At 72.2% G+C, this 21,958-nt stretch carries 22 protein-coding genes; 12 read left to right on the top strand and 10 right to left on the bottom strand.

All coding sequences use genetic code 11. From position 1 onward, the window contains the following. Positions 1 to 34: 34 nt before the first annotated feature. Positions 35 to 823 (bottom strand): enoyl-CoA hydratase-related protein, encoded by a 789-nt coding sequence (locus IEY56_RS14265; protein WP_189037530.1) that lies wholly within the window; start codon positions 821 to 823, stop codon positions 35 to 37. Positions 824 to 1,129: 306 nt separating this feature from the next. Between IEY56_RS14265 and IEY56_RS14260 the strand changes: the two genes are divergently transcribed. After that, the gene (locus IEY56_RS14260; protein WP_016469583.1) at positions 1,130 to 1,297 is read left to right on the top strand and encodes a DUF3117 domain-containing protein; all 168 of its coding nucleotides are present in this window, start codon (positions 1,130 to 1,132) and stop codon (positions 1,295 to 1,297) included. A gap of 136 nt (positions 1,298 to 1,433) precedes the next feature. Here IEY56_RS14260 and IEY56_RS14255 read toward each other — a convergent pair whose 3' ends face one another. Continuing rightward, a complete protein-coding gene (locus IEY56_RS14255) occupies positions 1,434 to 2,120 on the bottom strand; it encodes an O-methyltransferase (RefSeq protein WP_189037529.1) in 687 nt (228 codons plus the stop codon). 162 nt (positions 2,121 to 2,282) lie between these two features. Between IEY56_RS14255 and sigE the strand changes: the two genes are divergently transcribed. From sigE to IEY56_RS14230, 5 genes are all read left to right on the top strand, one after another. Then, positions 2,283 to 3,056 (top strand): RNA polymerase sigma factor SigE, encoded by a 774-nt coding sequence (gene sigE, locus IEY56_RS14250; RefSeq protein ID WP_175439707.1) that lies wholly within the window; start codon positions 2,283 to 2,285, stop codon positions 3,054 to 3,056. Beyond that, entirely contained in the window at positions 3,053 to 4,105 is a 1,053-nt protein-coding gene (locus IEY56_RS14245) for an anti-sigma factor family protein (protein WP_444544890.1), read from the top strand. Before sigE ends, IEY56_RS14245 begins: the two co-directional genes overlap by 4 nt. A 105-nt stretch (positions 4,106 to 4,210) precedes the next feature. After that, positions 4,211 to 5,983, top strand: a complete 1,773-nt coding sequence (locus IEY56_RS14240) for a S1C family serine protease (protein WP_229711878.1) — start codon at positions 4,211 to 4,213, stop codon at positions 5,981 to 5,983. A gap of 218 nt (positions 5,984 to 6,201) precedes the next feature. Next, positions 6,202 to 6,678: a sec-independent translocase gene (locus IEY56_RS14235; protein ID WP_189037528.1), complete on the top strand. Its 477-nt coding sequence runs from the start codon at positions 6,202 to 6,204 to the stop codon at positions 6,676 to 6,678. Positions 6,679 to 6,882: 204 nt separating this feature from the next. Beyond that, on the top strand, positions 6,883 to 7,536 hold the full coding sequence (locus IEY56_RS14230; protein WP_189037527.1) for a hypothetical protein: 654 nt from the start codon (positions 6,883 to 6,885) through the stop codon (positions 7,534 to 7,536). Between the two features lie 103 nt (positions 7,537 to 7,639). On the opposite strand, the gene IEY56_RS14225 is transcribed toward IEY56_RS14230, so the two are convergent. From IEY56_RS14225 to IEY56_RS14215, 3 genes are read right to left on the bottom strand one after another with little or no spacing between them, the layout of a single operon-like run. Beyond that, positions 7,640 to 8,827 (bottom strand): Mrp/NBP35 family ATP-binding protein, encoded by a 1,188-nt coding sequence (locus IEY56_RS14225; protein WP_189037526.1) that lies wholly within the window; start codon positions 8,825 to 8,827, stop codon positions 7,640 to 7,642. 56 nt (positions 8,828 to 8,883) lie between these two features. Continuing rightward, positions 8,884 to 9,522, bottom strand: a complete 639-nt coding sequence (locus IEY56_RS14220; protein WP_189037525.1) for a DUF1003 domain-containing protein — start codon at positions 9,520 to 9,522, stop codon at positions 8,884 to 8,886. After that, a complete protein-coding gene (locus IEY56_RS14215) occupies positions 9,512 to 10,843 on the bottom strand; it encodes a magnesium transporter MgtE N-terminal domain-containing protein (RefSeq protein WP_189037524.1) in 1,332 nt (443 codons plus the stop codon). The genes IEY56_RS14220 and IEY56_RS14215 overlap by 11 nt, the downstream gene beginning before the upstream one ends. Positions 10,844 to 11,019: 176 nt before the next feature. Here IEY56_RS14215 and IEY56_RS14210 point away from each other — a divergent pair, with 176 nt between their 5' ends. Beyond that, positions 11,020 to 11,778, top strand: a complete 759-nt coding sequence (locus IEY56_RS14210) for a hypothetical protein (RefSeq protein ID WP_229711877.1) — start codon at positions 11,020 to 11,022, stop codon at positions 11,776 to 11,778. Positions 11,779 to 11,910: 132 nt separating this feature from the next. Here IEY56_RS14210 and IEY56_RS14205 read toward each other — a convergent pair whose 3' ends face one another. Both IEY56_RS14205 and IEY56_RS14200 read right to left on the bottom strand, forming a co-directional pair. Beyond that, the gene (locus IEY56_RS14205) at positions 11,911 to 12,438 is read right to left on the bottom strand and encodes a hypothetical protein (protein WP_189037523.1); all 528 of its coding nucleotides are present in this window, start codon (positions 12,436 to 12,438) and stop codon (positions 11,911 to 11,913) included. A 159-nt stretch (positions 12,439 to 12,597) separates the two neighbouring features. Continuing rightward, complete coding sequence (locus IEY56_RS14200; protein ID WP_189037522.1) at positions 12,598 to 13,713, bottom strand: magnesium and cobalt transport protein CorA; 1,116 nt, start codon at positions 13,711 to 13,713, stop codon at positions 12,598 to 12,600. A gap of 479 nt (positions 13,714 to 14,192) precedes the next feature. Here IEY56_RS14200 and IEY56_RS14195 point away from each other — a divergent pair, with 479 nt between their 5' ends. The 4 genes from IEY56_RS14195 to IEY56_RS14180 all read left to right on the top strand — a co-directional run bounded on the left by IEY56_RS14195 (position 14,193) and on the right by IEY56_RS14180 (position 17,353). Continuing rightward, on the top strand, positions 14,193 to 14,780 hold the full coding sequence (locus IEY56_RS14195; RefSeq protein ID WP_189037521.1) for a suppressor of fused domain protein: 588 nt from the start codon (positions 14,193 to 14,195) through the stop codon (positions 14,778 to 14,780). Positions 14,781 to 14,907: 127 nt separating this feature from the next. Further along, the gene (locus IEY56_RS14190) at positions 14,908 to 15,546 is read left to right on the top strand and encodes a DUF6758 family protein (RefSeq protein ID WP_189037520.1); all 639 of its coding nucleotides are present in this window, start codon (positions 14,908 to 14,910) and stop codon (positions 15,544 to 15,546) included. A 160-nt stretch (positions 15,547 to 15,706) separates the two neighbouring features. Then, the gene (locus IEY56_RS14185) at positions 15,707 to 16,552 is read left to right on the top strand and encodes a PHP domain-containing protein (protein ID WP_189037519.1); all 846 of its coding nucleotides are present in this window, start codon (positions 15,707 to 15,709) and stop codon (positions 16,550 to 16,552) included. 192 nt (positions 16,553 to 16,744) lie between these two features. Further along, positions 16,745 to 17,353, top strand: a complete 609-nt coding sequence (locus IEY56_RS14180) for a MarC family protein (protein WP_045862773.1) — start codon at positions 16,745 to 16,747, stop codon at positions 17,351 to 17,353. Positions 17,354 to 17,422: 69 nt separating this feature from the next. Here IEY56_RS14180 and IEY56_RS14175 read toward each other — a convergent pair whose 3' ends face one another. Further along, a complete protein-coding gene (locus tag IEY56_RS14175) occupies positions 17,423 to 18,394 on the bottom strand; it encodes an alpha/beta fold hydrolase (protein ID WP_189037518.1) in 972 nt (323 codons plus the stop codon). A 190-nt stretch (positions 18,395 to 18,584) separates the two neighbouring features. Next, positions 18,585 to 20,177 carry a DEAD/DEAH box helicase gene (locus IEY56_RS14170; protein WP_373292086.1) on the bottom strand — a complete coding sequence of 531 codons (1,593 nt, stop codon included), beginning with the start codon at positions 20,175 to 20,177 and terminating at the stop codon, positions 18,585 to 18,587. 488 nt (positions 20,178 to 20,665) lie between these two features. Between IEY56_RS14170 and IEY56_RS14165 the strand changes: the two genes are divergently transcribed. Then, positions 20,666 to 21,397, top strand: coding sequence for a ferritin-like fold-containing protein (locus tag IEY56_RS14165; RefSeq protein ID WP_189037517.1), 732 nt, complete (start codon positions 20,666 to 20,668; stop codon positions 21,395 to 21,397). Between the two features lie 175 nt (positions 21,398 to 21,572). Here the strand turns inward: IEY56_RS14165 and IEY56_RS14160 are convergent, their stop codons facing one another. Continuing rightward, positions 21,573 to 21,860, bottom strand: a complete 288-nt coding sequence (locus IEY56_RS14160; RefSeq protein ID WP_189037516.1) for a hypothetical protein — start codon at positions 21,858 to 21,860, stop codon at positions 21,573 to 21,575. Between the last annotated feature and the right edge of the window lie 98 nt (positions 21,861 to 21,958).

Raw genomic sequence — 21,958 nt, 5'->3', positions numbered from 1 at the left:
CGGCGGGAGCGGCGGAGGCGCCGCGGGCAGCGGGTCAGCGGCCCGTGAAGCGGGGCTTCTCCTTCTTCACGAACGCCTCGACCGCGGCCTTGTGGTCCTGCGACGCGCCCGCGCGCACCTGCAGTTCCGCTTCCTTCTCCAGCGTCTCGGCGAGCGAGTGGCCGGCGCCGAAGGCCAGCGACTCCTTGATCGCCGCGTACGCGGCCGTGGGACCCTGCGCCAACTCCCGTGCCACAGCGGCGGCTTGCTCCGCCAGCTCGCCGTCCGGCACGACGCGTTGCGCCATGCCCAGCTCCAGTGCCTCGCCCGACCGCACGCTGCGCGGGAAGAGCAGCAGGTCGGCGGCCCGCCCCGGGCCGATGAGCCGCGGAAGCGTCCAGGAGATGCCGGAGTCCGCGGTGAGCGCGATCCCGGCGAACGAGGTGTTGAAAGCGGCGGACTCCGCCATGAGGCGGTAGTCGGCCGCGAAGGCGAAGCCCGCGCCCGCGCCGGCGGCCACCCCGTTGACCCCCGCGACGACGGGTTTCGGCATGCCGGCGATGGCGAGCGTGATCGGGTTGTAGTGCTCCTCGACGGTGCGCAGCGCGCTGCCGCCGCCGCTCTGGAGGGCGCCGACGTGCTCCTTGAGGTCCTGGCCGACGCAGAACGCGCGTCCGTTGCCCGTGAGCAGCACGGCCCGCACGGCTTCGTCCGCCGCGGCCGCGCGGAGGGTGTCGCGGAGCGCCGCCTTCAGCTCGTCGTTGAGGGCGTTCATCGCGTCCGGGCGGTTGAGGGTGATCGTCGCGAGACCCTCGGTCACGTCATAGAGCACTGTGTCCGACATGGGGACAGCATGGCCCAGATCAACGTGCGCCGACAGGGCGTCCCCGGGCGCTCGCCCGTGTGCGGCGTGTGAACTGTGTCAAACAGTGAGGCGATCCGCGGGGGCCCGGGACCCGTGAGGCGGAGCAGTATCGCAGTCTCGCCGACGGATTGAGTGGTTTTGTGCGAGAGCGAGTGAGAAGAGATGCGACCTCTTGTTGGTCATCGGGTCCTGCCATGCGGGATAATGACCCAGGAGCAATGTGTTCGATGCCGGTGACACGCGAGTTGTCGGCTGCATCAGCTGGTTTCAGGAAGGGGAACGAGCATGGCGGCCATGAAGCCGCGGACGGGTGACGGCCCGCTCGAGGTGACCAAGGAGGGGCGGGGCATCGTCATGCGCGTTCCGCTCGAAGGCGGTGGGCGACTCGTCGTCGAGCTGACCCCGGACGAGGCGACTGCGCTCGGTGAGGAGCTCAAGAAAGTCTGCGGCTGACGCCCGGCGGCCGCCCCGAGCGGCCGGAGCGCGGAGCGACGTCCCGCCTCCGAGAGTCTTCCACTGCCCCGGAGCACCCCAGGTGCTCCGGGGCAGTCGTGTACCCGGCTCGGCGGAGCGGCTCGCGGCCGCGTGTTCACCGGCCCCTTTTGACGGCGCACAGCAGTCCGTCGCCGACGGGCAGCAGCGAGGGCACGAGCTGCGTGCTCTCCCGCACGGTCCGCAGCAGTTCACGCAGCTTCAGCACCTCCGAGGGCTGGGGCGCCGAATCGACTGTGCGGCCGTTCGCGAACACCCCCTCGAAGCAGACGAGCCCGCCGTCGCGCAGCAGGCGCAGCGCCTCGTCGAAGTAGGCGAGGCACTCGTTGCGGTCGCCGTCGCAGAAGACCATGTCGTAGCCGCCGTCGGCCAGGCGGGGCAGCACGTCGAGCGCGGAGCCGGGGATGAAGCGGGCGCGGTTGCCGGCGAAGCCCGCCGCACGGAACGCCTGGCGCGCGAACTGCTGCTGCTCGGGCTCGACGTCGACGGTCGTCAGCACGCCGTCGGGACGCATGCCGGCCAGGAGGTGGATGCCGGAGACGCCGGTGCCGGTGCCGATCTCGGCGACGGCCTTGGCGCCCGTGGTCGCGGCGAGCAGGCGCAGGGTGGCTCCGGTGCCGGCGGACACCGCGCGCACGCCTGCCTGCCGGGCCCGTTCGCGGGCCCAGCGCAGCGCTGCGATCTCGGCGTCGTCGACGAGCTCGGCGTCGTAGGCGTCGGCGAACGCCCAGCTCGACTGCCGGTTGCCGGTAATGGCCCTCTCCTGTCCCCGTCCTCCACGCAACCGTGACTGTATCCGTTGCCCCGGGAACCCGCTGATGGGACCGGGCGTTGAATCAGGTGGAAGGTCTCAGGGGGTGTCGTGACGGATTCTGTGCAGCAGGCGGAGCGGGCCGGCCGCGAGCCGGTCAAAAGTGCTTATCCGGAGCTAACGGGCGGGGTGGCTATGGTTGGGGGTCCACTGGACACCACCAGAGCCGACAGGGGAGGTGCGGCTACGGTCCGGGACCGTGGAATGCTGAGGCGTTTCCGCAGGTCCGGGGGCGAGCCGAAATCCGTGAGCGACAACGCTGACAAGGTCCACGCCGCCGATTCCGCGACCACGGCGACTTTCGACACCGATGCGGAGAGCCAGGCATGGACCCCTCCCACCTGGGAGGAGATCGTCAGCACGCACAGCGCGCGGGTCTACCGCCTCGCCTACCGTCTGACCGGAAACCAGCACGACGCCGAGGACCTCACGCAGGAGGTCTTCGTCCGCGTCTTCCGGTCCCTGTCGACGTACACCCCGGGCACCTTCGAGGGCTGGCTGCACCGGATCACCACGAACCTGTTCCTTGACACGGTCCGCCGCAAGCAGCGCATCCGGTTCGACGCGCTCGCCGACGACGCGGCGGAGCGGCTCCCGAGCCGTGAGCCCACCCCGCAGCAGCACTTCAACGACACCCACTTCGACGCCGACGTCCAGCAGGCCCTGGACACCCTGGCGCCTGAGTTCCGTGCCGCGGTGGTGCTCTGCGACATCGAAGGCCTGTCGTACGAGGAGATCGCTGCCACTCTGGGCGTCAAGCTCGGGACGGTGCGCAGCCGGATCCACCGGGGGCGTTCGCAACTGCGCAAGGCGCTGCAGCACCGCTCTCCCGAGGCGCGTGCCGAGCAGCAGCGCGCCTTGAGCGCGGCCGTCCCCGGCGGCGGAAGTGGGGAGGTCGGTGCCGCGTGAGTGGCACAGGCATGGACCGTCAACTGCCGCATCCCGAAAGGGGTCTCACGCCGGCCGAGCAGCATCTCGGCGACAGGCTGGCGGCATTGATCGACGGAGAGCTGGGACATGACGCCCGGGAGCGGGTGCTGGCCCACCTGGCGACGTGCCGGGGCTGCAAGGCGGAGGCCGACGCGCAGCGCCGCGTGAAGAACGTCTTCGCGGACACCGCGCCGCCGCCTCCCTCGGACGGCCTTCTGGCGCGTCTGCAGGGGCTTCCCGCGGTCGATCCCGGCGGCCCGTCCGACGCTGACGACTCCGGCGGCCCGCACCGTGGTGCGGGCGGCGGCCTGCTGGGCGGACGTCCCCGTCCGGCGTCGTCCTCGTTGCCGGGCGGCTCCGGCAACTCGTCCTGGACGTTCGACTACCTGCGGGGCGGCAGAGCGGAGAGCGCGCTCTCGCCGGGCCGCGGCCTCGGCTTGCACGAGACGGACCGGCTGGCCTCGCGCGGGCGGCGCTTCGCCTTCGCCGCCGCGGGAGCGGTCTCGCTCGCGGCCCTCGCGCTCGGCGGCGGGCTGGGATCGGGGCCTGCCGGCAGTTCACCGGCGGCGGCGAAGGGCGACGCCGGGGGAGCCTCGGCGAGCTCCGTCCGTACGACTTCGACGGCGGGCGCCAGCGCCGAACGGGACAGGCGGCGCAGGGACACCGGCGGCTCGCGGAACGAGTACGGCGGCGGTGCCCTCAGCGTGAGCGCGGCGGCGGGTTCTTCAGCCGGAGCGTCCGCGAGCGCTGAGCAGGAGGCCGCCGCGTTCCACCGCGGAGCGCCGTGGGCGGCGCCGAGCGCGTCGCGTTCCTCGCGTGAGCGGCCGGACGCGGTGCTGCCGCTGCTCCGTGAAGCGCTTCTGGAATCGCCGTTCACACGTTCCGAGTTGCCCTCGTTCGCCGGCTCCGGCGGCGCGGAAGAGTACGAGGGGACGACCGTCGACGCCTTCACGATCGGCGCGCAGGACGGGCAAGCACCTGTTCCGGCGCCTTCCCCGTTCGTCACCGCGGCGCCTCCGCAGGGCTGAGCCGAAGGGTTCCGGCGCCGCGTCCCTGCCCAACCGCCCCTGGGCCTGGTTGAATTCCGTTGCATACAGGGCGATTTGCCCTGCACGAACAGCAACGGGGTGAGCATGGACGAGAAGTCCGCGGAGTCGTGTCCGAAGGCGCCGGACCGCCCCCGTGAGAGTCCGGCCTGGCGACTGCCGCTCCCGGACGCGTCCGGTATGTCGGCGCCGCGGGGCACGGGAGGGCCTGACAGATCGTCGGACGGACGGCTCGCACGCCCCGCGTTCGACGGTGCGGCACCGCCCCCGGTCAGCGCGCGTACCGCTGGTGCCGCGTCCGGCGCGTCCGGCGCGTCCGGCGCGAGCGGCGCGAACGGCAGGCTCCCGCCTGAGCGCTCGGAGCCGCTTCACGGCACGGACCCGTACAGCACGCCTCCCTACGGCGGCCCTGGCCCCTGGGCGCCCGCCCCGCTGGTCCAGCGGCCCGCTGCGACGCCTGCGCACGGCGTCCCGCTGCCTTCTCCCGTCACAACGCCCGCCGCCGGCACGCCCGTCGCTGCGGCGGCTCCCGAGCCCGCCGCCGGGGCGCCCGCTCCCGGGGCGGCGGCCGCCCGGCCCGCGCCGCTGCCGCGGGAGCCGCGGCCCTCCGGGCCCCGGCAGCCGCGCTACGACCCGTGGACGACGCCTCCCGCCCCCGCGCCCGTCCCGCCGTCCGCCTCCGCCCAGTCCTCCGCTCCGGCCGCACAGGACGGCCCCGCCGAGGGCGGCGGACGCCACGGGGCCCGGCTCGTCGCAGCGACCGTCGCGCTGTCCCTGGCCGTAGGGATCGCCGGCGGACTCCTCGGCGCGTACCTCGAACGGGAAGGCCTCGTGGGTGACGTCGAACTCCCGCAGGCGGGTTCCGGCACGGGCGTGGACACCACGCCCGGCAGCGTCGCCGGTATCGCGAAGGCCGCGCTGCCGGGCGTCGTCACCCTCCACGACGGTGACGGCGACGGTGAGGGCACAGGCACCCGGGTCGGTTCCGGCTTCGTCCTCGACGACCGGGGCCACATCCTCACCAACAGCCACGTCGTCGAGTCGGCGGCCCGGGGCGGGCCGCTGGAGGTCGCCTTCCACGACGGCCGTTCCGCAAAGGGCGAGGTGGTCGGGACGGCGCGCGGATACGACCTGGCCGTGGTCAGGGTCAGCGGCCTCCGGGATCTCGAGCCGCTGCCGCTGGGGGACTCCGAATCGGTCGCGGTCGGCGACCCGGTCGTCGCCGTCGGGGCGCCGTTCGGCCTCGCCGGCACCGTCACGTACGGCATCGTCAGCGCCACCCACCGGCCCGTCACGGCGGCCGGCGGCCCGGACGGCGGGGCCACCGGCTACGTCGACGCCCTGCAGACGGACGCGGCCATGAACCCCGGGAACTCCGGTGGGCCGCTCCTCGACAGCCGGGGGCGTGTGGTCGGTATCAACAGCGCCATCCGGTCCGCCGGGAGCGGGCCGGGGCTTCCCGCCGGAGGCGGGGGCGGCAGCGTCGGACTCGGCTTCGCCATCCCCGTCGACCAGGGCAGGCGCGTGGCCGAGGAGCTGATCAACGACGGCCGCGCGGTCCGCCCGGTCCTCGGCGTGAGGCTCGACATGGGGTATGGCGGGGACGGCGCCCGGGTCGCCACGTCCGGAAGCAGCCGGGACGGCAAGCCGGTCGTGCCCGGCGGCCCCGGCGAGAAGGCGGGGCTGGAGCCGGGTGACGTCGTCACCGCGGTGGACGGAACGGGTGTCCACAGCGCGGAGGAGCTGATCGTGAAGGCCCGGGGCCACCGTCCGGGCGACGTGCTCCGGCTGACCGTCCGCCGGGACGGGAAGACGCGCACGGTGACTCTCGAGCTCGGCTCGGCGGTCGACGACGAGTGACCGGCAGGCGCCGGACCGCGTCCCTCCGGAGAGCACCGAGCCCCTCCGGAGAGCGCGGGGAGCCTGCCGGGCCACCGCCTCGCGCGTGACAGTGCGGTCTGCGTGCGCCGGATGGTGCAGCAGATGCCCGGGCGGGCTCCCGCCGGGGCAGGCAGTCCGGGTACCGTGACACCGGGCCGTATTCGCCCGCGAACGCATCAGGATGAGGGAGCTGCAAGGTGTTCTTCGACATAGGACCCCTAGAGCTGGTCGCGCTCGTCATCCTCGCGGTCCTCATCTTCGGTCCGGACAAGCTCCCCAAGGTGATCCAGGACGTGGCCGGCTTCATCAGGAAGGTGCGGCAGTTCTCGGACAGCGCCAAGGAGGACATCCGCTCCGAGCTCGGTCCGGAGTTCAAGGACTTCGACTTCGAGGACCTGAACCCCAAGACGTTCGCGCGCAAGCATCTCCTCGACGAGGACGACCTCGGCCTGAAGGAGATCCGCAACGGCTTCGACTTCCGGAAGGACATGGCGGAAGTCACAGACGCCGTCAACGGGAGCGAGAGCGGCTCCGGCAAGAGCGGCGGCGGCAGCCGCGCGAACCTGACGAAGTCCGCGGGCAGCGGCGTGGCGACGACCGACCCGCTGAGCAAGGACCGCCCTGCCCAGAGGCCTGACAGCGATCCGCCGCCCTTCGACGCCGACGCCACCTGAGGCCCCTGGGCCACTCCCGCAAGCTCGCGAATCATCTGCCTCATCGAGGTCACCTGAGAGGCGCATCTCACGTCCCCGATGACGGTGCGATGTTTGGTCATGCCCGAAACGGCCGACCCGGGTGGCTATCCTCCCAGTGTCCGGGGTCGCCGTCCGAGGGGGGCAGGCTGCCCGTGGCACAGGGCAAGGAGGAGGCGTCGCGCAATGGAGACGACGAGTCGGGTGGCCGGTGAACCCGGGCCCGCCGCACCGGAGGAACCCGGTGCCGAGCGGGCTGTGGACGGGTTCTTGACGGCCTCCTTCCCGTGGTACGGCCTCGACGAGGCATTCACCGGACCGCGTTGGCTGATGCAGGTGGGGACAGCGGCGGACGGCACGGTCGAGCACGGCTCGACAGGTCACGGCGAGGTTCCCTCGCTCAAGGTCGAGGCGAATCCGGACCAGCAGCGCTTCGCGGTCGCGGTCACGGTCGCCAGCCGTCCGGTGCGGCGCAGCGCTGACGGCACCGGCGTCCTGGAGGCGACCTCCGTGTCGACGGCGGCGTGGCTCGCGGGCTCCGGTCTGTTGTCGTGTACATGGCCGCAGGAGATGGAGCGCGGGCTGCGTCAGGACTGGCTCGACCAGCAGACGAGCGTCGCGTGGGAGCTGGCCGACGATCTGAGCGGAGCCGGCTGGACCACGCTGACCCTGCCCGTGGACGGCGTGCCGACCGACTTCCACTACCGCGAGGCCGAGTACGGGTGGGTACTCGCCGGCGCGGCGCAGGAGGGCGTGCACATCGGGGCGTACGGCCGGGGCATGAGCGCCTACGGTCTGGGATTCGCAGTGGTCAAGGACATCACCGTCTACGAGCAGTGAGTGCGGCCCGGCCGGTCGCCGGGTCCGCGGAGCCCACGGGTAAGGGGCGCCCTCTCCGGAGAGCGCCCCTCTTGCGTGTGCCGGGCCACGGCCCCTTGAGACGTCAGAACTTGTTGCTGGGCGTGAGCCCGAGGCTCATGCCGGACAGCCCGCGCTGCCGGGCCGCCAGCTTCCCGGCCACGTCGCGGAGCGCGGCACCCGCGGGGGAGTCCGGGTCGCTCAGCACCACGGGCTTGCCCTCGTCGCCGCCCTCGCGGAGCCGGAGGTCGATCGGGATGCCGCCCAGCACCGGTACTTCGGCGCCGGTGGTGCGGGTCAGGCCCTCGGCCACCTGCCGGCCGCCGCCCGTACCGAAGACGTCGACCATCTCGTCGCAGTGCGGGCAGGGCATGCCGGACATGTTCTCGATGACGCCGACGATCTTCTGGTGCGTCTGCACGGCGATGGAGCCCGCGCGCTCCGCGACCTCGGCGGCGGCCTGCTGCGGCGTGGTCACGACGAGGATCTCCGCGTTGGGCACCAGCTGGGCCACGGAGATCGCGATGTCGCCCGTCCCCGGGGGCAGGTCGAGGAGGAGGACGTCCAGGTCGCCCCAGTAGACGTCCGCGAGGAACTGCTGGAGCGCCCGGTGGAGCATCGGCCCGCGCCAGACGACCGGCGCGTTGCCGGGCGTGAACATGCCGATCGAGATGACCTTCACGCCGTGCGCCGACGGCGGCATGATCATGTCCTCGACCTGCGTGGGCCTCGCGTCCGTTCCCAGCATCCTGGGCACCGAGTGGCCGTAGATGTCCGCGTCCACGACGCCGACCTTCTGGCCTTCGGCCGCGAGGGCGGCCGCGAGGTTCACCGTCACCGACGACTTGCCGACGCCGCCCTTGCCCGAGGCCACGCAGTAGACCCGGGTGAGTGAGCCGGGCTGCGCGAAGGGGACTTCCCGCTCGGCCTTCCCTCCCTTGAGGGAGGAGGCGAGCTCGCGCCGCTGCTCGTCGCTCATGACGTCCAGTTCGACGCTCACGCGTGTGACGCCCGCCACGCCCTGGACGGCCTCGGTGACGTTCGCGGTGATGGTGTCCCGCATCGGGCAGCCCGAGACCGTCAGATAGATCCCCACGTCGACGGCGCCGTCCGGTGCGATGCCGACGGACTTGACCATGCCGAGGTCCGTGATCGGCCGGTGGATCTCCGGATCGTTGACCGTGGCGAGCGCGGCGCGAACGGCGTCCTCGGTGGGAGCCGTCGCTGCGGGACCCCCCTCCTGGGCGGACTCTGCGGGAGTGTCGGTAGCCATGTGGAAATGGTACGGCCGTCCGGAGGAGCGCCCGAAGCCGCGGTGGCGTCTTCGCGTCACGCGCCCTCGTGCGGCCCCGCCCGGGTCTCCCCACGGGACGCTTCCCGTGAAGGCTGCGGGTGCTGCTGCGCGGACTGCTCCAGATCCTTGACCATCTCCTGCAGTTCGGACCTGATCCAGTCCCGGGTGGCGACCTCGCCCAGGCCCATGCGCAGCGCCGCGATCTCCCGGGTGAGGAACTCGGTGTCGGCGATGCTCCGTTCGTTCTGCTTCCGGTCCTGTTCGAGGTTGACGCGGTCCCGGTCGTCCTGGCGGTTCTGCGCGAGCAGGATCAGCGGAGCGGCGTACGAGGCCTGCAGGGACAGGGCGAGCGTCAGGAAGATGAACGGGTACTCGTCGAAGCGCAGCGGCTGGGGCAGCAGCACGTTCCAGGCGATCCAGACGACCACGACGAACGTCATCCAGACGATGAAGCGGCCGGTGCCCAGGAAGCGTGCGATCTCCTCCGAGAGCCGCCCGAACGCGTCGGGGTCGTACTCGGGCAGCAGCCTGCGCCGGGGGGCGCGGGGCACGTCGAGGCGCCCGCGTGTGGCGTTCCGCTCCCTCTCCCGCTCCCGTTCTCTCTCCCGCTCCCGCTCCCGGTCCCTGTCCCGGTCTCTCCCGCGCTCCCGTTCCCGGCCGCGGTCAGGCGTCATCCGGGCTCACCTCCTCCGGGCGGTCCCGCACGGGGGGCTGCGGCTCCAGCGCGGCGTCCTCTCGCCAGTCGTCCGGCAGCAGGTGGTCGAGCACGTCGTCGACCGTGACCGCGCCGAGCAGGTGCCCGCCCTCGTCGACGACGGGGGCCGCCACGATGTTGTACGTCGCCAGGTAGCTGCTCACCGACGGCAGCGTGGTCTCGGGCGGCAGCGGACGCAGGTCCGTGTCGACCATCGAGCCGACGAGGGTGAAGGGCGGGTCCCGCAGCAGCCGCTGGAAGTGGACGACGCCGAGGTACTTGCCCGTCGGCGTCTCGTCGGGCGGCCGGCAGACGAAGACCTGCGCCGCCAGCGGCGCCGACAGGTCGGGGTTGCGCACGCGGGCGAGCGCCAGCGCCACGGTGTCGTCGGGCTGCAGCACGATGGGCTCGGTCGTCATGATGCTGCCCGCAGTTCCCTCCTCGTAGGAAAGCAACCGCCGGACGGGGTCGGCCCCCTGCGGCCTCATCAGCTGCAGCAGCCGCTCCTGCTCCTGCTCGGCGAGGGCGGAGAGCAGGTCGGCGGCGTCGTCCGGGTCCATCGCCTCCAGCACGTCGGCGGCCCGGCCGTCGGGAAGCTCGCCGATCAGCTCGACCTGGTCGTCCTCGGGCAGCTCCTCGAGCACGTCTGCCAGCCTGTCGTCTTCGAGCGCTCCCGCGACCTCGGTGCGGCGCTTCGCGGAGAGGTGGTGCAGCGTGTTGGCGATGTCGGCGGGCCGCATGTGTTCGAACGTGGAGAGCAGCGTGGCGGCGCCCTGCTCCTTCTCCTCCAGCGCGAAGCCCGTCACCGCCGTCCACTCGACGGTCAGGGTCTCGCCGCGGCGCCTGAGCGCGCCGCCCTTGCCGCGGCGTACGAAGACCTTGTCGATCTGCCAGTCGCGCCGTGCGGGGAGCTGCTGCATCCCCACGTCCAGGACGGTGACCTGCTCCCCCGTCTCGGTGAGCGTGACGCGCCTGTCCAGGAGCTCCCCGAGCACCAACGTTTCGGCGGGGCGCTGCTCGAAGCGCCGCATGTTCACCACTCCCGTGGTGATCACCTGGCCGGACTCGACGCCCGTCACGCGCGTCATGGGCAGGAAGACGCGCCGCCTGCTGACGACTTCGACCACGAGACCGAGCACCCGCGGGGGCCGGGCGCGCGCCGCGCGCTCCCCGCCCGCGGCGGGCTGGTCCCTGAGCATGACGACGACGTCGCGCACGCGTCCGACCTGGTCGCCGTTGGGGTCGAAGACGGCGATGCCGGCGAGGTGGGAGACGAAGACCCGGGTGGCTCCTGCGGCCATCTTCCGGCCTCCTCATCCGTCCGGGCTCCGGCGCCTACGCACCGTTTGTCGGCTTCAGCCTAGCCTGGCGGCCCCCTGCGGGGCCTCGCAGGATGGTCCGGACGGCTCCCGTCCGGAAGCACTCGCGGGCCCCGGTAAGGTGCGGTTCCCGGCCCGATCTCCAGGAGGTTGCCGACGTGTTTGGATGCGCCCGCACGCGAGGAGCCGCGGCCCTGAGGGGGGCCTTCTGCGCGGGACTTGCGGCGACGCTGACCGCATGCGGCAGCGGCGACCCCGACGAGGGGACGAACGGGATCGGGAAGCTGTCGGCGACGCGCATCGAGAAGAAGGCCAGAGCGGCCGCGGAGAGCGCGGACTCCGTCAAGCTCGCCGGCAACGTCGTCAGCAAGGGGCAGAGCTACCGTCTGAACATGCGCCTCAAGCGCGACGGCGCCACGGGCAAGGTCTCGAGGGCCGGTTCCACGTTCTGGCTGCTGAAGACCGGCAAGGCTCTCTTCCTCAAGGCGGACGCCGACTTCTGGGCGCGCCAGGGCAAGGGCGGCAAGGAACCGTCGAGGTCGGACGTCCAGGCCGCCGGCAAACTCGACGGCAAGTACGTCAAAGTCCCCTCCGGCGACCCGGCTTACAAGCAGCTCAGCGGTTTCGCCGACATGCGCGTGCTGCTGGACGGCCTGCTGACGATGCGGGGCAAGCGGGAGACGGGGGAGCGCGGCGAGGTCGACGGCGTACGGACCATCCGCGTCACGGCGGGGGAGGGCGGCGGCGGGACCGTCGACGTCTCGCTGATCGGCAGTCCCTACCCGATGCGCGTGGAACGCGGCGGAGGCGCCGGTTCGCTCGAACTCGACGACTGGAACAAGGACTTCAAGCTCCAGGCGCCGCCGAAGGAGCAGATCGTCGACTACGGCCGGAAGATAACCGAGAGCCAGAGCTGACCGCTCCGGCTCTCCCGGCTTCCGCTCCGGCTCTCCCGGCCTGCACCGTCGGCAGGACGAGCAGCACGAGCTCGACGGGCCCTCGGCCCGCGCGGCGTCGGGCGCGCTTCGGGAAGACGAGCGGCCCCGGGCTCACTCCGCCTGGCGCCGCCTGCGGAAGAGCAGTTTGGGCAGCGCCGCAGGGATGCGGCGCCGCGTCGTGGCACGGGTGGGCAGCGGGACGGCCGCCTGCGCGTCGTCGGGCATCGACCCCGGCTGCTGTACGGGAGGTCCTGACGGTTCGAGGCGCAGAACCCGGCACTCGCGGGCCCAACGCTCCGCGACGGTCTGGAAGTCGGGCGCGTTGAGCCGCTTCCCCCTCAGCTCGCCGACGGCCGTCTCCCAGCGTTCCGAGTGCGGTTCGAGCTCCACCACGCGGGCCGGCCAGACCACGAGCCGTCCGCCCTTGTCCTTGCTGCGCACGCTGACCGTCGCGGCGCCCCCGTCCGTCAACCCCAGCCCCTCCAGGGGCTGTTCCAGCGGTCCGTCCCCCACGAGGCACAGGGCACCGTCGTGCCACACGTGCCACAGGGACCGTGCGGGGCCTTCCGGGCCGCGTACCCAGACGAGGCCGGACTTCTTGGTGGCCTCCTCGACGAGGGCCTGATCGAGCAGCGTCATACGGGCAGGCTACCGGGCAGGGGAGGGGCCGGGGCTTCCGCCAGGAGGGTGCCTTGCCGCCCGGCGTCAACGTCGGGCGTCAACTCACGCCACCCGCCTCCGTCTTGCGGGTGACCTGCGGCCGTCGAGCTCGCCGGCCCGCACAGGCCGGGCCGGCGGTCAGAGCCAGCCGTTGCGCTTGAAGCCGCGGTAGATGGCGACACAGATCGACGCCGTCACGGCCATCACCGTGGGATAGCCGTACTTCCAGTGCAGCTCGGGCATGTAGTCGAAGTTCATCCCGTAGATGCCCGCGATCATCGTGGGGACGGCGAAGATCGCCGCCCACGACGTGATCTTGCGCATGTCCTCGTTCTGCGCGACCGTCGCCTGCGCGAGGTTGGCCTGCAGGATCGAGTTGAGCAGGTCGTCGAAGCCGAGCACCTGCTCGTTCACGCGCGTCAGGTGGTCGGCGACATCGCGGAAGTACTTCTGGATCTCCGGGTCGATCACGCGCATCGGCCGCTCGCTGACCAGCTGCATCGGACGCAGCAGCGGGGAGACCGCGCGCTTGAACTCCAGCACCTCCCGCTTGAGCTGGTAGATGCGCCCGGCGTCGCCGCCGCGGCGGCCGTTGCCCGCGGTGTTGGAGAAGACCTCGATCTCGACCTCGTCGATGTCGTCCTGGACGGCGTCGGCGACGGCGAGGTATCCGTCGACGGTCTGGTCGGCGATCGCGTGCAGGACCACGGAAGGCCCCTTGGCGAGCAGCTCCGCGTCGTCCTCCATGCGGTGCCGCAGCGCGCGCAGCGAACCCTGGCCGCCGTGCCGCACGGTGATGATGTAGTCCCGCCCGGTGAAGCACATCACCTCGCCGGTCTCCACCACCTCGCTGGTGGCGGTGAGTTCGGCGTGCTCGACGTAGTGGATCGTCTTGAAGACGGTGAAGACGCTGTCGTCGTACCGCTCGAGCTTCGGGCGCTGGTGCGCGTGCACCGCGTCCTCGACGGCGAGGGGGTGCAGGCCGTACTCCGTGGCGATGCCGGAGAACTCTCTCTCCGTCGGCTCGTGCAGACCGATCCACACGAACTCGCGCCCCTCGCTGGAGCGCACCTGCCGCAGCGCCTCGGCGGGAGTCGTCTGCGCCTTGACGCGCCGGCCCTCCCGGTACACGGCGCAGTCCACGACGGCGGTGCCCGAGTCGTCGGTGCGGGTGTTCTCGTACTGGTAGGCCGAGCGGCCGCCCTTGCGGAGGGACGGGCGGACGGCGGCGCGCAGGTCTCGGATCATCGACATGCTGGGCTCCTCGGGGATGCCGAGCCGTCGGCCGGTGCAGCGCTGCCCGGAATGTAAACCTACGGATCGTGCGGTGTGCAGGGAGCCGGAGGTCTGCAAAGCGGGTACCGCTCAGGCCGGTCGCGACGGCGTTCGCTGGTTCGCAGTCTTGCGGGGTCGAGCTGTGCTCTGAGCTCTCCCGTGCCGCGGAACCCCGTGGACACATCCCGGGGAAACAATGCGCCCCATGTGGTTTCGCCGCTGGAACGGCGGGGGAGTAGGGCGCTCAGGAGTGGGGACGCGGTGGGACGGAAGAGCAGTTGGTACTGCACGGTCGACTCGGATCCATGTCAGTCCCACCTCCTCCGGCCGGTCCCTCTTGGGGGACGATTCGCATGCCTGACCAGCAGCCAAGGTAACACCGCGAAAGCACTGCTTCTGACGCTTCCGGCGCTGCCTCGCGTCTCTTTGCCACCTCCTTACGTGATTATCCTCGCGGCATGGCTGACGTATCGGATCTGGTGGAGGCGCGGCTGCGCTCGGCGCTCGGTGAGCCCGACGCGAGGGCGTCGGTGACGTTCCTCGGCACGGAGAGGATCGACGTACTGCGCTTCGTGGACGGCGACCTGGTACGCTACGCCACCCTCGGGATGTCGGCCGCTCCCATGACCGACCCCGCCGCCGCTCTGGCCGACCCCGAGCGCGGGCCGCGTGCCGAACTGCTCCTCTCCGTACGGGCGGGCGCCGCCAGGACGGACGAGGTGCTGCGGCCGCTGGCCGTGCTGGCCGCGTCGCCGCAGGTCGAGGGCGTCGTCGTGGCCCCCGGCTCCTCGCTGGACGTCGGCGAACCGCTGTGGCCGGACGCGCCCTTCACGTCCGTTCTGGTCGCCGAACCGGGCGGTCTGGTCGGCGACTTGGCGCTCGACCCTCCGCTGGAGCCGGTGCGCTTCCTCCCGCTGCTGCCCATGACGCCGAACGAGGCCGCCTGGAAGCGCGTCCACGGCGCCGCCGCCCTCGAGGAGCGCTGGCTCAGCCACGGAACCGACCTCCGCGACCCGCTCCGTGCCGCTGTGGCGCTGACGGACTGAGGTGGCTCCGTCGTCCCCCTGTGGCAAGTGGGGCAGGTGGGACGGGTGGGGAGGACCGACAGGGTTCGGCCAAGTAAGGACGGGTGATCCTTGACGCGGACGCGGCCGGGGAGGACCGTTGTGCTTCATGAGGGGCGAACCCAGTTGCCCGAAATGCGGTGGCCGGGTGCGGGCGCCCGGACTCTTCGCCGACGCCTGGCAGTGCGATCTGCACGGCACGGTGCACCCGCTCCAGCCTGTCGTTCCCCCCAGCGTCGAAGCGCTCGCCGTGGCCGTCGGACGGACCAAGGTGCCCGTGTGGATGCCCTGGCCGCTGCCGGTGGGCTGGCTGTTCTCGGGCGTCGCGTGCGCGGGGGACGACAGAAGCGGAGCGAGAGCCACGGCAGTTGCCTGCTCGGGGCCCGGCCCTCTCGGCGGGACGGGTGAACTCATCCTGGTGGCCGAGGAGTTGGGCGTCGGCCTCGGTGCCCGCTACGCGGGCGTGGACGGCGTGGACCCCGGACCGGGCATGTGCGTGGACAAGCCGCCGCCCGTGAAGGTGCTCGCCGCCGGACGGCCGACTCCGCTGTGGCACGTGCCCGGCTCGGCCAGCGACAGGGCGGTCTTCGCCGGTGAGGCGCGCGGGCTCTGGCTGTGGGCGATCGTGTGGCCGGAACAGTCCGGTCTGCTGATGTACGACGAGCTCGTCCTCACCGACCTGCGGGACGCGGGGGCCGAAGTGGATCTGCTGCCCTGCGGGACGCTCTCGTCGCGCATCCTCTCCTGAGCCACGTGCGCGTCCTCTCCGGATCCTGTGGCGGGAGGGCGATGCCGCCAGAGCCCGGGTCCGCGGGCACGCTCCCCGTCCGCCCGCGGGAGGTGCCCCGGGCGGCGGCTATGGTGGGACCCCCCGCTGACCGTCCCCGCCGTAGCTGGAGCCCCTGCCCGTGCGCATCGACCTGCACACCCACTCCACTGCCTCGGACGGCACCGACACCCCCGCTGAGCTGGTGCGGAACGCCGGGCGGGCCGGACTCGACGTCGTCGCGCTGTCGGACCACGACACCGTCTCGGGCCACGAGGCCGCACTGGCGGCGCTGCCCTCCGGGCTGACGTTCGTCCGGGGCGCGGAGCTCTCCTGCCGACTCGACGGCGTCAGCCTCCACATGCTGGCCTACCTGTTCGACCCGGCGGAGCCCGAACTCGCCCGCGAGCGCGAGCTCGTGAGGGACGACCGCGTCCCCCGCGCCCAGGGCATGGTCCGCAAGCTGCGAGAGCTGGGCGTCCCCGTGACATGGGAGGACGTCGCCCGGATCGCGGGGGACGGTGCGGTCGGCCGCCCGCACATCGCGACCGCCATGGTCGAGGCGGGAGTGATCGACAGCGTCTCGGACGCCTTCACCCAGGAGTGGCTGGCCAACGACGGCAGGGCGTACGTCGACAAGCACGAACTCGACCCTTTCGACGCACTGCGGTTGATCAAGGGCGCGGGCGGCGTCGCCGTCTTCGCTCATCCGCTGGCCGCCAAACGCGGTCAGTGCGTCCCGGAGAGTGCGATCGCCGACCTGGCCGCGGCGGGCCTGGACGGCGTCGAGGCCGACCACATGGACCACGAACCGGCCACCAGGGCCCGCCTGCACGGCCTCGCCGACGACCTCGGGATCCTCGCCACGGGCTCCAGCGACTACCACGGCAGCCGGAAGACCTGCCGCCTCGGCGAGCACACGACGCATCCCGACGTCTGGGCCGAGATCGCCGCACGCGGCTCCGGCTCCGCGCCCGTCACGGGCTGACCCGCAGACGTCCACCGGGCGTGCGCGCCCGTGCAGCGGCCTGTCCGGACGGCCCGTGAGCAGTGCACTGTGGCCGGGTGCTCCCGGGCGGCCGCTCGTCGGCGTGCGGCCCCGCCCGTTCCGCCCAGCCCGTTCCCTCCCCCGTCCACACCCGGGCGCTTCCACGGCCCGGCCTCGCAGCAAGGCAACCCAGTGTTCGACTTCGCGCTCTTCGGATCGGTCTTCATCACCCTGTTCGTGATCATGGATCCGCCGGGTATCACGCCGATCTTCCTCGCCCTCACCTCCGGCAGACCCGTCAAGGTGCAGCGCCGCATGGCGCTCCAGGCCACCGCTGTCGCCTTCGGCGTCATCACCGTCTTCGGGCTGTGCGGGCAGCAGATCCTCGACTATCTGCACGTCTCGGTGCCGGCTCTGATGGTCGCCGGCGGGCTGCTGCTCCTGCTCGTCGCGCTCGACCTCCTGACCGGGAAGGCCGACGAGCCGTCGCAGACGAAGGAGGTCAACGCGGCGCTCGTGCCACTGGGCATGCCGCTGCTCGCCGGGCCCGGTGCGATCGTCTCCGTCATCCTGGCCGTGCAGGACGCGGACGGCCTCGGCGGCCAGTTCTCCGTCTGGGTCGCGATCCTCGCCATCCACGTGGTGCTGTGGCTGGTGATGCGCTACTCGCTGCTCATCATCCGCGTGATCAAGGAGGGCGGCGTGGTACTGGTCACGCGGCTGTCCGGCATGCTCCTGTCCGCGATCGCCGTGCAGCAGATAGCCAACGGCGTCGAGCAGTTCATCACGGGCCGGGCCTGAGGCACGGCGGGGCGGGGACGTCAAAAGGACGCAGTAGGGGACGGCAGGAGGCGGGGTACCTCCCGTCGGTCAGCCCGGGGCTCCGCTCCAGAAGTCCGCCAGCGCCTGTGCCGTCTCTCCGGGCCGTTCCGCGTTCGGAGAGTGCCCGGCGCCCTGCACGACTGTGCGTACGGCACCGAGCCGTACTGCCATGTCGTCGATCAGCGGCACGGGCCACGCGTAATCGACGGAGCCGGACAGCACGTGGACGGGGAGCGCGGGCCGGTCCGGTCCGGACGCGGAGACCGCCGCGGCGAGTTCGCCGACGCGGTCGGGCTCGGCGATCAACTGCTGAGCCGTTGCGCACAGTTGTTCCGGCACGTGTGCCAGCCAGCGCTCGTGCATGAAACCGGCCACCTCGGGCGGCGTCGACTCGTCCGCCGCCTCGACAGGGTCGAGCTCACGCATCGCCTGCCAGATCTCCTCCGCCGTCATCACCGGCAACGCGCCCAGGAGAAGCTTCAGACGGTGCTGCTGGGTGGCGGAGACCGCTGCGGGACCGCTGCTCATGAGGGTCAGCGACGCGAAGGGCGTCCGGTCGCGCAGCACCGCCTCACGCGCGATGAGGCCGCCCAGCGAGTGGCCCAGGAGGTGCACCGGCCCCCGCGTTCCACCGCTGCGCCCGTCGTCCGGCGAGTTCACCGTTGCGCTGTCGCTGTCGCTGTCGCTGCCGTGCAGTGCGACGCTGTCGTCCTGCTGCAGCGCCTCGGCCAGAGCCAGCGCGTCCAGCGCCAGTTCCTCACGCGCGTACGCCGCCTCAGTGCGGGGCCCGTCCGTCTCGTACTGTCCGCGCTGGTCCACGGCGACGGCGCGGAATCCGGCACCGGCCAGCGGCTCCAGCAGGGCGATGAAGTCCTCCTTGCTGCCGGTGAAGCCGGGCAGCAGCAGAGCCGTGCCCAGGCGCGGCCGGCCCGCGTCGTGTACGGCGAACTCACCGCGTGCGGTGGCAAGTCGGTACGCCCGGGCTACGGGCGGCAGTACGAGGAACGGCGGCTTGCTCATGCGAGGACGCTACCGCCCCGTCGCCGTACCGACAGCAGGACGAACGCCCTGTACGGACCTCGACCCCGGGCTGCTGAGATGCACCCCGGCCCGCCCCCGTCCGGACAGCGTCGAGGCCCGGACCCACCCGGGCCGGGCCTCGACGCGTGTGCCGCCCGCAGCGGCCGTGGCCGCTGCCGACGACGGCGGGTCAGCTCTCCTGAGCCGCCTGGGACTGCTGGGCCGCCTTGGCGCCGCCACCGCGCGTACGGCGTCGACGGGCGGGCTTGGCGTCCGCGGCGCCGGCCGAGTGGTCCTGCTGCGAACCCGTCGCGGTGGCCGTGCCGGTCTGCTTCGCGCCCGCCGCTCCGTCCTGCGGCTGCCCCGCCCCGGCCGCGCCGCCGCGTGTACGGCGACGGCGCCGCGGCTTGCGCGGACCGCCGTCCTCGGTCGCGGAGGCCGGAGAGTCGGACGGCGAGCCGCCGGTCTCACCCGTGGCGTCGAGGGGCTGCCCGTTGCGGGTACGGCGGCGCTGACGCGGCGGCCGGGTGCGCTTGGGACGCTCCGGCTCCGCCGTCGCGCCGCGGCCACCGCGGCCGCGGGGACCGCGCCCCGTCTCGCCCAGGTCCTCGACCTGCTCGGCCGAGAGACCGGCACGCGTGCGCTCGTTGCGCGGCAGTATGCCCTTGGTGCCGGAGGGGATCCCCAGCGCCTCGTACAGGTGCGGGGACGTGGAGTACGTCTCCTCCGGCTCCCCGAGGCCCAGCTCCAGCGCCTTGTCGATGAGCTGCCAGCGGGGGATGTCGTCCCAGTCGACGAGAGTGACGGCGGTACCCGAGGCGCCCGCGCGGCCAGTACGGCCGATGCGGTGCAGGTACGTCTTCTCGTCCTCAGGCGTCTGGTAGTTGATGACGTGCGTCACGTTGTCGACGTCGATGCCGCGCGCGGCCACGTCCGTGCAGACCAGGACGTCGACCTTGCCGTTGCGGAAGGCGCGCAGCGCCTGCTCCCGGGCGCCCTGGCCCAGGTCGCCGTGGACGGCTCCCGCGGCGAAACCGCGGCGCGTGAGCTGGTCGGCGACGTCCGCGGCGGTCCGCTTCGTGCGGCAGAAGATCATCGCGAGTGCGCGGCCCTCGGCCTGCAGGATGCGGGCGACCATCTCCTGCTTGTCCATGGAGTGGGCGCGGAAGGCGTGCTGTGTGGTGTTCGCCACGGTCTGGCCCACGTCGTCCGGCTCGGAGGCGCGGATGTGCGTGGGCTGGCTCATGTAGCGGCGGGCGAGGGAGATGACCTGGCCAGGCATCGTCGCCGAGAAGAGCATGGTCTGCCGCTTGGCAGGCAGCATCTGGATGATCTTCTCGACGTCCGGGAGGAAGCCGAGGTCGAGCATCTCGTCGGCTTCGTCGAGGACGAGCGTGCGCACGTCGGACAGGCGCAGCTTCTTCTGGCCGGCCAGGTCGAGCAGCCGCCCAGGCGTGCCGACGACGACGTCGACGCCCTTCTTCAGGGCCTCGACCTGCGGCTCGTAGGCCCGGCCGCCGTAGATCGACAGCACCCGGACGTTGCGGACCTTGCCCGCGGTCAGCAGGTCGTTCGTCACCTGCTGGCACAGCTCACGCGTGGGGACGACGATCAGGGCCTGCGGGGAGTCGGTGAGCGACTCCGGCTCCGCACGGCCGCGCTCCACGTCGGCGGGGACGGTGACGGACTCCAGGAGCGGGAGGCCGAAGCCCAGCGTCTTGCCGGTGCCGGTCTTCGCCTGGCCGATGACGTCGCCGCCCGCGAGGGCGACGGGCAGGGTCATCTCCTGGATCGGGAAGGGCGTGCTGATGCCGACGGCTTCGAGGGCCTCGGCTGTCTCGGAGAGGATTCCGAGATCTCGGAAAGTCGTGGTGGTCAGGATGCTGGCCTATTCTGTGTGCGCGCGAGGAGGCGGCGAGGAGGGTCGTACCGCGATGACCCGGGGGCGGCGCCTTCGCCGGCCCGCCGGACTGTGCGGGACCACTGGCTCTCGCTCAAGCGCTCTTCACGCGAGCGGTCCCTCCATTGTCACGGGACGTGTGGGGAACACGCGCCTCGCGGAGGGCGGTCGGGTCGGAGCCGATCGGGCCTCCGACCGGGCATCCGCAGTCTTGCGTACGTGCATCCCGCCGAACCGGCGGGAGCCAATATCACTGTACCCCGGATCCGTGCATGTGTACCGGGCCGATTGTTGTGTACGAGTTCCCCGGGGCCGGAGAGGCCTGCGGGACGGGGCTTCCCGGCCGGATCCGGCGGGCTATCGTGCTGCGCATGGAGACGCCTGAGAAGACCCCCGCCACCGAGCACACCGGCACCGCCACCCAGAACTGGGAAGAGGCGTCCGCGGACGCGACCTACCGGGCGGCCGTCGTCGATCTGCTGGGAGCGCTGGCCTACGGCGAGCTCGCCGCCTTCGAGAGGCTGGCCGAGGACGCGAAGCTCGCGCCGACCCTGGCCGACAAGGCGGAACTGGCGTCCATGGCCTCGGCCGAGTTCCAGCACTTCGCACAGCTGCGGGAGCGGCTCTCCGTGATCGACGTGGAGCCCACGGAGGCGATGCAGCCGTTCGCGGCGGCGCTCGACGAGTTCCACCGGCAGACCGCGCCGTCGGACTGGCTGGAAGGGCTGATCAAGGCGTACGTCGGCGACTCGATCGCTTCGGACTTCTACCGCGAGGTAGCCGTGCGCCTGGACTCCGACACCCGCGCGCTCGTGCTGGGTGTGCTCGACGACACAGGCCACTCCAGCTTCGCCGTCGAGAAGGTGCGGGCCGCGATCGAGGCCGACCCCAGGGTCGGCGGGAGGCTCGCGCTGTGGGCGCGGCGGCTGATGGGCGAGGCCCTCTCCCAGGCGCAGCGCGTGGTCGCGGAGCGGGACGCGCTGTCGACGATGCTGGTGGGCGGTCTCGCCGACGGCTTCGACCTCGCGGAGGTCGGGCGAATGTTCTCCCGTATCACGGAGGCGCACACCAAGCGGATGGCGGCGCTGGGCCTGGCCGCATAGGCGGTCGCGGACGACGCGCGTGCGCTCGCGGAGGCTCGCGGAGTACGGGGAGCCGGGCGCGGGCGGTGCCGCCCGTACGGGGGACCGCCGAGCGCCCCGCGGACTTGACTGCGGGGAGGAACCGCGGTGCGCCGCTCCGAGTGCGGTGGGAACACCCGGTTCTGAACCGGCGCCGTCAGGCCCGGGGCGGGCTGACGACGTTCGCCGGCAGACGGTGAGCGGGGCGTACGTCCACGATCAGCAGTGAGAGGATCGCCACACTCACCACGGCCGAGACGGCGAGAGTCGTGAGCGTGTGGCCGCTTCCCAGAACGACCCTGCAGATGAGTCCGCCCACGAGAGCGGCGGCCGGTCCGGTCGCCAGGACCAGAGGACCGCGCGCGAGTCGCTCCGGGAGCTGCCGGACGGCCGCGACGGCGATCACCAGTCCGAGGGCCGTCGCGCCGAGTGCCTCCCAGAACATGGGACCTCCTTCGGTTGCGGCCGACGTGCTGTTCGGTCGTTCCCGTACTCCCCGTATGGCGGACACGCGAAACGGCGGCCCCCCGAAAGATTCGGGAA

Origin of the sequence: Streptomyces daqingensis, assembly GCF_014645895.1 — a bacterium.
GTDB classification, from domain to species: domain Bacteria; phylum Actinomycetota; class Actinomycetes; order Streptomycetales; family Streptomycetaceae; genus Streptomyces; species Streptomyces daqingensis.
This window is presented reverse-complemented; position numbering and strand designations above follow the sequence as displayed.